This window comes from Flavobacterium sp. (assembly GCF_043722275.1).
Lineage (GTDB): Bacteria > Bacteroidota > Bacteroidia > Flavobacteriales > Flavobacteriaceae > Flavobacterium.
Genome location: NZ_JAYSPC010000063.1, coordinates 153,687 through 165,172, shown reverse-complemented (window position 1 = coordinate 165,172; position 11,486 = coordinate 153,687). Strand labels below are relative to the sequence as shown.

The following is an 11,486-nucleotide window of genomic DNA, read 5'->3' as shown; positions in this document are numbered from 1 at the left end:
CAGGAGCTATTTCCTGCTGTCCGCTATATCTTTTCCTGGCTAAAGGAGCCAGAAAAAGGATGCCGCTTTCATCAGGGCTAGGGCTTTAGTTTTCAATTATATAGTTCAGATTTTAAACGTTCAGAAATCAGTTCAATTATTTTTTACACGATTTTTCTTTAAATTAATTTGGAAAATTAAAAAAGTATTCACAATATTTGCACACGAAAAAATAATAACCCTTTAATAACGAAGAAAAATGTTTGTACATACATCATCATCTCAAAGCTTCACATCAAACAAATTTGGTGCAGCGCTTCTTCGTGGCTTATTTCAATCTTAGAAATTCATTTTAGATATATAAAAAAGCCCGAAGACATTTAGTTTCGGGCTTTTTTTATTCTAGACACTTCAAATTTTCCCGAATAATCGATTTTATTATTTATCCCAAAAGGATAAAAGATCCGCACGCTTATGTTATTTAAAACTTTTCAGTTTTGAACAACATTCGTTTGCAAAACAACAAGAATAATTAAAAAATTTATGGGAAATAAATTATCCGGAAAAGACCTGATTAAATTGGGCTTTCCTAAAAACAATTCAATAAATATAGCCTTAGGGCAAATAAACAGATATAGAAAAAGAGAGAAAAAAGAATCTATTCTAACAGAAGCCAAAGATGTTTTACTTCATCCCGAAAAGTTTGAAGGACACGGAACTTGGGGAAAAGTAGCCGAAGGATTGATAAAACCGGTTCATGTAAAAATGCATCAATTGAAGACAACCCGAGTTCCTTTCACCATTTTTGGAGAAAATGAAATCGATCAACAAGCCAAATTTCAGTTATATGATTCTTTAAAATTGCCAATTTCAGTTGCAGGAGCTTTAATGCCGGATGCACATTCAGGATATGGATTGCCAATAGGCGGTGTTTTGGCAACTGATAATGCCGTTATTCCGTATGGAGTGGGTGTTGATATTGGCTGCCGAATGAGCTTGTCTATTTTTGATTTACCAGCTTCCTATTTCAAAGGAAAGGAACATCAATTACAGGCAATCCTTAAAGACAATACTAAATTTGGAATGAATGAAACACATGCTACAAAAGCAGATCACGAAGTTTTTTACAAAAGTGAATTTCAGGATATTCCGTTATTAAAAAATCTTTTACCTAAAGCTTATAAACAGCTGGGAAGTTCAGGAGGAGGAAATCATTTTGTAGAATTTGGTATCGCAAAAATTGACAATCCTGAAAACGAATGTAAGTTAGGCGTTGGCGAGTATTTCGCAGTTTTATCCCATAGTGGTTCACGTGGTTTAGGCGCTAATATTGCAAAGCATTATACATATTTGGCAACAAAACAATGTCCGTTGCCCAAAAATGTTCAGCATTTAGCATGGTTAGATTTGAACACACATGATGGACAGGAATATTGGCTAGCGATGAATTTGGCTGGTGAATATGCAAAAGCCTGTCACGATGATATTCATAGAAGAATTGCTAAAGCGATAGGAAAAAGAGTAGTGGTAACAATTGAAAATCACCACAATTTTGCCTGGAAAGAAATCGTAAACGGAAAAGAATGCATTGTGCACAGAAAAGGCGCAACTCCTGCCGCCAAAGGGCAATTAGGAATTATTCCGGGATCGATGACAGCTCCGGGATATATCGTGAAAGGTAAAGGAAATGCTGAGAGTTTAAATTCGGCTTCACATGGAGCGGGACGTTTATTTTCAAGAGCGAAATGCAAAGCTACCTTTACCCAAAGTGAGATTAAAAAAGTGTTGAAAGCTAATGATGTAACATTAATTGGCGGCAATATTGATGAAGCGCCAATGGCGTACAAAGACATCACAAAAGTAATGGGAAATCAAACAGATTTGGTTGAAGTTCTGGGAACTTTCACTCCAAAAATCGTTAGAATGGACCGATAAAAGAAATCAAAAGTGGAAAAAATAATTCAGATAACAAGCAGGTCGCGGACCTGCAGAATGCACTTGGGTTGTCGCCCAAGTGCTTAAAAAAGTTTTGGACGAAGCGCAGGAGCAAAGTTTAGAAACTGTTTTGCTTCAAAGAGAAGTTGGACAGGAAAACGGAACGATTGAAACCGCAACGATTTCTGTAAAAGGAAAAAATGCTGAAATGTTTGCTAATTCCTGGATAGGAACAATTCAATGGATTGGTCAAAGTCAGTTTAGGAAAATGCACAAACGTAAAAATTGGTTTATTGGTATCTTTGAAGTTGAACCGCAAAAGAATGCATCAATTTCAGAAAATGATATTCAATATCAGGCAATGCGAAGTTCCGGAGCCGGCGGACAACACGTCAACAAAGTTAGCTCAGCTATTAGGGCAACACACATTCCAACAGGAATTGCAGTTGTAGTGATGGATAGCCGATCGCAACATCAAAACAAAAAACTGGCAACAGAAAGATTATTAAAAAAATTAGAAGACGAAACTTTGCAGCAACTTAAAAATTATGTTGGAAAACAATGGGAAAATCAGCTTAATATTCAGAGAGGGAATCCTGTTAGGGTTTTTAGCGGAACAGATTTTAAAAAGAATAAAATAGAAAAGAGCTACAAAGGAACCCGTCAGAAATTAAAAACAGATTTACGAAATGAAAACAATTGATAAATACCTTTTTCAGGCTTTGGATAATTATCCTTACGCTTAAAGAAACGATTGAATCCTTAGATTATGCTTTTTCTTATGATGCAAAAAACACAATGGTTTTGTGTTTGTAAGGAAGAATTCAGGCAGAACAATTATAGAAACGATGCAATTCAAATTTTAGTTGCATCGTTTTTTATTTGTTTTATTTGATTACATCTAGTCCTTACAAGACATTTTTATTGTTGTACGATTTTTTTTCTACCAATATTTAACTCCTAATGGAGTCGTGTGTCAGATTAATAATATATGTAAAAAATATTTTAAGAATATCTCATAGAGATTAAATATTGGTAGAAATCATTGTCAGGGAAAATGAATATTTGTCCTGTAGGGACTATACAAAAAAATTAATTATTATTTCCAGTGTAATTCTAAAGCAAAACACGTTTTTTCCGCTTTTGTTATGCTAAAAATTGCTGTAGTATGGTCATCATCTTCACTTTCATGAATTACAACCTGATCTTTTAACGAAAGTTCTTTCATGAAATTCATTTCAAAACTTTTCACCTCTTGTTTTAAAATTCTTTTTTCATCAACATGATCCAGGCACCATTCTAAATATTTTACATTATTTACATGATTAACGATATCTAAATCAGATAAATAGACTGTTTTTTCGAAAATAGCTTCTTTACCATGATTGATATTGATTTTAGAGAATCCTTCAGTTGTTGCGCGGTTGTCAGGAAATAATTCGAAATGTTCGTACGGCAAAGCCAAAGGTTCCGGACGGCGTGCTTGTGTATTAAAAACAGCCCAATAGGTTTCGCAACCCACTATTTTTTTACCATTTACATACATTTCAAGAGCACGAACAGAGCGTGAATTTTCTAAACTATTAATCCATGTTTTGACAGTTACAACATCTTGCCATTTTGGTAAAGCAGTGATTTCAACTCGCATTCGGCTTAAAACCCATGCTTGGTGAAATTCCTGCATGTCAAAAAAGCTGATTCCGCCAACTTCAGAATGCGCTGCCGCAGTTAACTGCAGAATATTACATAAGTCTGTATATTTTAAAAAGCCATTTGGCGTACATTGCGTAAAATTGATTTCCCAGTCTTTGCTTAAAACTGACGTGAAATTTGGTGATATTGGCATTACTGATTTTAGATTTTAGATTGTTGATTTTAGATTTTAGACTCAATAAATGAGATGATTTCGCTTTTTGGTGTGGCGTAATCAAACCATTTTGTGTTTTCGTTTCTCTTGAACCATGTAAGTTGTCTTTTAGAAAAACGTCTGGTATTTTTTTTGATTTCTTCAATCGCAAAAGGCAATGAGAAATCTCCGTCAAAATAACTAAATAATTCTCTATATCCCACGGTTTGAAGCGCATTTAACGCTTTGTTAGGATGCAAATTTTTAGATTCTTCTAATAATCCTTCCTTCATCATAATATCAACACGCTTATTGATACGATCATAAATAATTTGTCTGTCGGCTTCCAGACCAATTAAAATAGGAGTGAAGTTTCGGTTGTTTTTCTTTTGATTTAAAAAAGTGGAATATGGTTTTTGAGTTCCGATGCAAACTTCTACAAAACGCATCATTCGTTGTGGGTTTTGGAGTGTTTGTGGATTCTCTAATGTTATTTTTTGGTAATAATCAGGATCTAAATTTTGCAATTGCTTTTGCAAATATTCTATTCCGAGTTTTTCGTAATTAGAATTTACTTCAGAACGAATATCGGGATTGATTTCAGGAAACTCATCGAAACCTTTTAAAATGGCATCTACATATAATCCTGAACCACCAATAAGAATAGCAAAATCGTTGTTTTGAAATAATTCTTCTAATTTTAAAAGTGCTTCTTTTTCGTAATCGCCAACGGTATAATTTTCGAAAATGGATTTATTCTGAATGAAATGATGTGTTGCAGATGCTAATTCTTCCTGATTTGGAACTGCGGTGCCAATAGTCATTTCTTTAAAAAACTGACGACTATCGCAAGATATTATTTCGCATTTAAAATGTTGAGCCAGAGCAATACTTAAGGCGGTTTTGCCTATAGCTGTTGGTCCAACGATGGTAATTAAGTTTTTCATATTTTTTAGCCCAGATGGGAGTGAAAACCCCGGACTTATATTTGTTAGTTTTTTTGGGATAAAAGAGCGACTTTAGAAGCTCCTTTTATGCCTTTAAAAACAACAAATATAAGGAGGAGTTGTAATGTACACCTGGAATAGCTCCTCATATTAATTATTTGGTAATTCGGTTCCGCATTCATAACAATATTTTGCACTGTCAAAATGTACTTGAGAGTTGCAATTTTTACACGTTTTCTTAGTACTTACGGCATTATTTTTAAGACTGCTTTTTGCAAATTCGGCTGTTACAATTCCTGTAGGAACAGCTATAATCCCATAACCTAAAATCATTACTAAAGATGCAATGAATTGTCCTAAAGGTGTTTGTGGAGAAATGTCACCATATCCAACGGTAGTTAAGGTTACAATTGTCCAATAAATACTCATTGGGATACTTGTAAAACCAGAGCTTCTGCCTTCGACCAAATACATTATTGAGCCAATAATTATTGTACTTATAAGGACAAAATAAATAAATACAAGAATTTTTTCTTTGCTCGCTTCAATTGCTTCTCGAAGTTGTACAGATTGATGTGATATTTGCGGAATGTGTAGAATTTTGAATAATCGAAAGAAACGCAGCGCTCTTACGATAGATAAGATGCTTGCTCCAGGGAAAAATATGGATAAATACATGGGCAAAACGGCCAATAAATCAATGATTCCGTAAAAGCTGAAAACATATTTGACTGGTTTTTGAATCGAAATTATCCTTAAAAGGTATTCGATAGTAAAAAATACTGTGATTACCCATTCGCAAATAAAAAGCTGATAGTGATACTTTTGATTGATTCCCTGAACGGTTTCCATCATGATTAAAATGACGCTCAATAGGATTAATCCAAGTAAAACTAAATCGAACATCCGTCCTAAAATGGTGTTTGTGCCATATAGAATGATTTTGATTTGTTCCCTGAACATTTCGTATTTTGATTTTGCTTTTTTCATATCCACGAAGATAATGAAAGTTTTGTTGTGTTAAAAATGTAGAATTTTAAGCGATTTGCTTTTTCGAATATGATTTTGAATAATATTCCTGACATCGCGATTGTGCTGCATTGGAATCAGAATATTTTTTAAGATTTCAATATTTGTAATTTGATAATTTAAATCATAAAAGGCATATCCCTGATAAATTCCGTTTTCTATCAAGATTGCACTTCTTTCATTGACATTTCTTCCTCTGTCAATAATAACCATGCTTTTATTATCAAAACTATTTTCAGATATAAATTGTTGTATTCTGGCATTGTAAACTTCAGGAGAAATTTCCCCAATACATGCACCATCGCATTCTTTTATTTTATATTGAAAACACTCTTTTTTGCTTTGGTACAATCCTGTTAATTTTTGGCACAAAAGATATTTTGATGTGAATTTAAAAAGTGCGTTTTTACCTTCTTGCAAAGTTGCAAACGAAGTGATTTCTTTTTTTCGACCGTCTGCTTTTTCAAGTTTCAAATTCAAATAGCCATTTGCATCTTTTTCTAAATATAAAGCATATTGAAAAATCGTTTTTCGCTGTGAACGATTATGTCTCGGACGATTTATTTTGATTTCCTGACTTTCTTTGAGTAAAGCTATAAGCTCGCTTCCGGTTTCATCATAAGTGATGGTGAAAACTTCAGCTTGAATTTTTTTACTTTTAGTTGTGATTCCGGTAAAATGCTGATTAACTCTTTTTTTGATATTTTGGCTTTTGCCAATATAAATTAGATTACCACCTTCATTATAAATATAATAAATACCGGTTTTAGCAGGCATTTGAGATAAAAGATCTAAAAATCTTGGCGCAATTCCTTTTTCTACTTCGAGTTTTATGAAATCTTTTACAATAGTTTTTTCTGTATCTTTTTCAAGAAGCATTTTGAACAACTTTGTCGTTGCCATTGCATCACCGCTCGCACGATGTCTGTCTGCCATTGGGATTCCAAGCGCACGAACTAATTTTCCTAAACTATAAGATGGTTGTTCCGGAATTAGTTTTTTAGCAAGTTCAACAGTACAAAGTGTTCTGGCTTCAAAATCGTAACCCAAACGTCTAAATTCTGTACGTAAGATTCTGTAATCAAATGAAGCGTTATGTGCTACGATAATACAATCAGATGTGATTTCGATGATTCGTTTTGCAACTTCAAAAAACTTAGGAGCAGAACGCAACATAGCATTATTGATTCCGGTTAATTTCACCACAAAAGGCTGAATCGGAATTTCAGGATTAACAAGGCTAATGAATTGGTCAACTACTTCGTGGCCATCAAATTTATAAATGGCGATTTCGGTAATTCCTTCTTCATTAAACTGGCCTCCAGTAGTTTCTATGTCTAGTATTGCGTACATTTTCAATGTCAATTTCAAAAATCAATGGCAATATCAATTTTAAAAATCAATTTCAATTTTCGAAAATTGTTATTGTAATTGCCATTGATATTGTAATTGAGTTATTTTTTATTTATTATCATTTTTGATGAAATAGCGATAAGTTGTTCGACTTCAATTAGAAGCTTATTTCTTTTATCTTCATCACCTTCTTTAACATAATTTAGAATTTTTAATGAGTTTCTGGATTCTTTTAATTCTTTTACAACTAAGGAAACTTTAAATATAAAATCTTTATCAGTAATTGTGCCTTGTGCTTCTCCAAAATTTAAAGATGAGCTTCCTGATGATCTAATTAATTAATTTTTATAATATTCATTTTCAAATAATCTTTCTAATTTACGTCTAAAGAAAATACATTCTCCGGCAAAGCGAACTAATCGATCTTTAAAATTGAATATTTTTTCCATTTAAATTATTTGATTTATACTTTTAAAATTTGATATTGATTTTTGCAATTGAAATTGAAAAAATTTAACGGCCTCCAAAAATGCTGCTTCCAATGCGGACCATTGTGCTGCCACATTCTATGGCAAGTTGGTAATCTCCTGACATTCCCATTGAGATTGTCGAAACGCACTGCAGTGGGTCTTTACCATATCCGTCAATATTTTTTAATGAATCAAAAATAGATTTTAAATGTGTAAATTCTTTTTTAATTTGATTTTGATCTTCTGTGAAAGTTGCCATTCCCATTAAACCTAAGATACGAATGTTTTTCATTTTTTTGAACTCTGATGACAATAATAATTCATCTAATTCATTTTCATCTAAACCAAATTTAGTTTCTTCCTCAGCAATATGTATTTGAAGCAAACAATCAATGATTCGATTGTTTTTTAAAGCTTGTTTGTCAATTTCCTGTAATAATTTCAAACTGTCAATTCCATGAATTAAGCTCACAAATGGTGCCATAAATTTGACTTTATTCGTTTGTACATGACCAATCATGTGCCATTGAATATCTTTTGGCATTTGTTCGTACTTATCAGCCATTTCTTGGATTTTGTTTTCTCCAAAAATACGCTGACCAGCTTCATACGCTTCCATTAAATCAGAAACTGGTTTGGTTTTAGAAACAGCAACGAGAGTTACATGCTTTGGTAAACTACCTTTAATAGTATTTAAATTCGATTGTATCGACATGATATTTCTTTTTTATGAAAGAATAAATTGCTTAGAAATTTTATCTGCTTTTTTACTTTCACTATAATCATAAAATCCTTCACCGGATTTTACACCTAATTTTCCGGCTCTCACCATATTTACTAATAGTGGACAAGGCGCGTATTTTGGGTTTTTGAAACCTTCGTACATTACATTCAAAATGGCAAGACAAACGTCAAGCCCAATAAAATCTGCTAATTGAAGAGGTCCCATTGGATGTCCCATTCCTAATTTCATAACGGTATCAATTTCGTAAACACCGGCTACTTTATTGTATAACGTTTCGATTGCTTCGTTTAGCATTGGCATTAAAATTCTGTTTGCAACAAAACCCGGATAATCATTTACTTCAACAGGAGTTTTACCTAATTTTTCAGATAAATCCATGATTATTTTAGTTACTTCATCGCTGGTATTATATCCGCGAATAATTTCGACTAATTTCATAATCGGTACCGGATTCATAAAGTGCATTCCGATAACGCGTTCAGGATGTGATACAACCGCTCCAATTTGTGTGATTGATATAGAAGAAGTGTTTGTTGCTAAAATCGTATTATGAGAACAAGCTTCGTTTAATTGTTTAAAGATATTCAGTTTTAACTCTACATTTTCTGTAGCAGCTTCAACAACTAAATCCACGCCAACAACTCCGTCTTTAATATCAGTATACGTAATAATATTAGTGATAGTTTTTGCAACATCTTCCTGAGTAATTGTTCCTTTAGACAACATTCTGTCTAGGTTAGCGGCAATAGTTGCCATTCCTTTGTCTAATGATTTTTCAGAAACATCAATCAGTTTTACAGTAAAACCACTTTGTGCAAAAGTATGAGCGATTCCGTTACCCATTGTTCCTGCACCAATTACAGCTATAGTTTTCATTTAATTTGGTATTTTAATTTTAAAAGTTAAGGTTTAAAGTGACCTTCTTGTCAACTTTAAACCTTAAAAATAATGAGTATATTTTTGAATTATTTATCGAAACAATCGATAATTTGATAAGCAACTCTTAATGCATCTGTAGCTTGTTCAAGTGTAACAACTGGAGTTGTATCTGTTTTGATGGCATTTGCGAACGATTCTAATTCGTCCAAAATAGCATTGTTTTGCTCAACATCAGGATTGGTAAAATAGATTTGTTTTTTTACACCTTCGGCATTTTGCAGAATCATATCAAAATCTCCCGGAGTTTCCGGAGCATCTTTCATACGAACTACTTCACATTTTTTCTCTAAAAAGTCAACCGAAATATAAGCATCCTTTTGAAAAAAACGTGTTTTACGCATGTTTTTCATCGAAATTCTGCTCGCAGTTAAGTTTGCAACACATCCATTTTCAAATTCAATTCGGGCATTTGCAATATCCGGAGTATCACTAATTACAGAAACGCCGCTTGCATGAATATCTTTTACTTTTGAATGAACAACACTTAAAATAGCATCAATATCATGGATCATTAAATCCAGAACCACCGGAACATCTGTCCCACGCGGATTAAACTCTGCTAATCGATGTGTTTCTATAAACATTGGATTATCAATCATGTTTTTTGTTGCAATAAACGCAGGATTAAATCGCTCAACATGACCAACCTGACCTTTTACATTGTATTCTTTGGCCAAAGCAATAATTTCCTCAGCTTCGTCAACAGTATTTGCAATTGGTTTTTCTATAAAGATATGTTTACCTGATTTTATAGCTACCTTAGCACATTTATAGTGAGAAAGTGTTGGAGTTACAATATCAATGACATCCACAGCGTGGATTAATTTTGCGATAGTACTGAAGTTTTTATAGCCAAATTCTTTTGAAATTCTTTCGGCATTTTCTTGATTTTCGTCGTAAAATCCAACTAATTCGTATTTGTCAGATTGTTGTAATAAGCGTAAATGTATTTTACCAAGATGACCAGCACCTAAAACTCCTACTTTTAACATGAGAATGTATTTTAAACAAAAATATAATTTATTTGTTGAAAGTAAAAGTGATTGCAATAAAGATTTAGCGATTTAATAATTCGAACTCACCTTCAATTGACTTATGCTTTCATTTTATTCTTTATTAATGAAAAGAACTATGGATAAAAAGGTCATAAATATAGATGACAATAGTGAATACAAATCCAATACCTAAAAATTGCAAGTATCGGTTGTCAGTACTGCTATCGCTTTTTTTATTAATGACATAAGTTTGTGAATAATCATCATGCAAAAACCTCCCAACAAAAACAGAAAAAGGCTCGAAAGGAATGAATCTGTAAAGAGTTCGTTTAAAAATCATCGATAAACTCGGTTCCTTTCCTTCTTCATCCGTTATGTAACAACCGGTTAAGAATTTTGCCGGTGTAGCTTTAAAAACTGCTTCTAATGTTAAATAATAAATAAACTTAATTAAATAAAAGAAAGCGAAAGAGCTAAATCTTTCTCCAAAAATTGATCTAAATGCATTGAAAAAGGATTTTAAAGAATCGCTGTATTTTTCTGTAGCAAGGAAAGAAAACATAATAACTATAATTAAAGAATTATCAATTATTAAATTCAAAAAACGTTTAAAATTTGAAGCGGTTTCCAGATCGTTGTCAACTGATTGATTGTTATTGTAAGCAAGATTATTATCTTGAAAATTTAGATGCTTTGTTATAAAATGATAAGACATAAATATATAAATCAAAGTAATAATAAGACTGGGAAATTGATAAGAATCATTTTTGTTTTGATTAAAAAATATTAGAAATAATAGAATCTTTATTATTGAATTTAAAAATATTAAACTAAAGTTAAAAATTAATAATCTGTTTTCTTTATATTTTGAAATATAATAGATGATAGTTCCAGCCAGAAAAGAGAGATATAAAAATAAATTAATGAGCCCTAAAGAAACACTACTATTGTCTGAAAAGCCACCAACAACATACCTTGGGATATAAATATCCATTCCCTGAAATGCATACGGTTCAGTACTAAATGTCACAAAATTCACAAAAGCTGTGATGTCTTTGAACTCAAAAAATATAAAGATAAAGGAGCAAAGAAGACCTAAAAACGAAAAAATAAAAGATATAACAAGTATAGTTTTTTTCATAAAAGATTAATATTCATTAGAATTATGTTTTTAATCAAAAATAGAAATTAAATGATTAAAAAGTACTTGATAATTGATGATTTGTTTTCTTATTTTTGCCAAAATAA

Annotated in this window: 10 protein-coding genes and 1 pseudogene; 2 read left to right on the top strand and 9 right to left on the bottom strand. The window is 32.2% G+C overall.

The window, feature by feature from the left end:
* Positions 1–522 precede the first annotated feature (522 nt).
* Together ACHZDT_RS09155 and prfH are read left to right on the top strand one after the other, a co-directional pair.
* A complete protein-coding gene (locus ACHZDT_RS09155) occupies positions 523–1,914 on the top strand; it encodes an RtcB family protein (RefSeq protein ID WP_394774320.1) in 1,392 nt (463 codons plus the stop codon).
* Positions 1,915–1,926: 12 nt separating this feature from the next.
* Positions 1,927–2,617: pseudogene (prfH, locus tag ACHZDT_RS09150) on the top strand (peptide chain release factor H).
* Between the two features lie 396 nt (positions 2,618–3,013).
* Here prfH and ACHZDT_RS09145 read toward each other — a convergent pair.
* From ACHZDT_RS09145 to ACHZDT_RS09105, 9 genes are all read right to left on the bottom strand, one after another.
* Positions 3,014–3,760 carry an acyl-[acyl-carrier-protein] thioesterase gene (locus ACHZDT_RS09145; protein ID WP_394774319.1) on the bottom strand — a complete coding sequence of 249 codons (747 nt, stop codon included), beginning with the start codon at positions 3,758–3,760 and terminating at the stop codon, positions 3,014–3,016.
* A gap of 29 nt (positions 3,761–3,789) precedes the next feature.
* Positions 3,790–4,707 (bottom strand): tRNA (adenosine(37)-N6)-dimethylallyltransferase MiaA, encoded by a 918-nt coding sequence (gene miaA / locus ACHZDT_RS09140; protein ID WP_394774318.1) that lies wholly within the window; start codon positions 4,705–4,707, stop codon positions 3,790–3,792.
* A 150-nt stretch (positions 4,708–4,857) separates the two neighbouring features.
* On the bottom strand, positions 4,858–5,697 hold the full coding sequence (locus ACHZDT_RS09135; RefSeq protein WP_394774317.1) for an ion transporter: 840 nt from the start codon (positions 5,695–5,697) through the stop codon (positions 4,858–4,860).
* A 30-nt stretch (positions 5,698–5,727) separates the two neighbouring features.
* Positions 5,728–7,089, bottom strand: a complete 1,362-nt coding sequence (locus tag ACHZDT_RS09130) for an exonuclease domain-containing protein (protein ID WP_394774316.1) — start codon at positions 7,087–7,089, stop codon at positions 5,728–5,730.
* A gap of 101 nt (positions 7,090–7,190) precedes the next feature.
* Entirely contained in the window at positions 7,191–7,424 is a 234-nt protein-coding gene (locus tag ACHZDT_RS09125) for a four helix bundle protein (RefSeq protein ID WP_394774324.1), read from the bottom strand.
* A gap of 178 nt (positions 7,425–7,602) precedes the next feature.
* A complete protein-coding gene (locus tag ACHZDT_RS09120; protein ID WP_394774315.1) occupies positions 7,603–8,274 on the bottom strand; it encodes a YggS family pyridoxal phosphate-dependent enzyme in 672 nt (223 codons plus the stop codon).
* Positions 8,275–8,286: 12 nt separating this feature from the next.
* Positions 8,287–9,180: a 3-hydroxyacyl-CoA dehydrogenase family protein gene (locus ACHZDT_RS09115; RefSeq protein ID WP_394774314.1), complete on the bottom strand. Its 894-nt coding sequence runs from the start codon at positions 9,178–9,180 to the stop codon at positions 8,287–8,289.
* Between the two features lie 89 nt (positions 9,181–9,269).
* Entirely contained in the window at positions 9,270–10,235 is a 966-nt protein-coding gene (locus ACHZDT_RS09110) for a Gfo/Idh/MocA family protein (protein WP_394774313.1), read from the bottom strand.
* Between the two features lie 124 nt (positions 10,236–10,359).
* Positions 10,360–11,379, bottom strand: a complete 1,020-nt coding sequence (locus ACHZDT_RS09105) for an RDD family protein (protein WP_394774312.1) — start codon at positions 11,377–11,379, stop codon at positions 10,360–10,362.
* Positions 11,380–11,486: the final 107 nt, after the last annotated feature.

Coding starts and splice junctions, on each gene's coding strand:
- ACHZDT_RS09155 (WP_394774320.1), top strand. CDS start 523: ATGGGAAATAAATTATCCGGAAAAGACCTGATTAAATTGGGCTTTCCT.
- ACHZDT_RS09145 (WP_394774319.1), bottom strand. CDS start 3,760: ATGCCAATATCACCAAATTTCACGTCAGTTTTAAGCAAAGACTGGGAA.
- miaA (WP_394774318.1), bottom strand. CDS start 4,707: ATGAAAAACTTAATTACCATCGTTGGACCAACAGCTATAGGCAAAACC.
- ACHZDT_RS09135 (WP_394774317.1), bottom strand. CDS start 5,697: ATGAAAAAAGCAAAATCAAAATACGAAATGTTCAGGGAACAAATCAAA.
- ACHZDT_RS09130 (WP_394774316.1), bottom strand. CDS start 7,089: ATGTACGCAATACTAGACATAGAAACTACTGGAGGCCAGTTTAATGAA.
- ACHZDT_RS09120 (WP_394774315.1), bottom strand. CDS start 8,274: ATGTCGATACAATCGAATTTAAATACTATTAAAGGTAGTTTACCAAAG.
- ACHZDT_RS09115 (WP_394774314.1), bottom strand. CDS start 9,180: ATGAAAACTATAGCTGTAATTGGTGCAGGAACAATGGGTAACGGAATC.
- ACHZDT_RS09110 (WP_394774313.1), bottom strand. CDS start 10,235: ATGTTAAAAGTAGGAGTTTTAGGTGCTGGTCATCTTGGTAAAATACAT.
- ACHZDT_RS09105 (WP_394774312.1), bottom strand. CDS start 11,379: ATGAAAAAAACTATACTTGTTATATCTTTTATTTTTTCGTTTTTAGGT.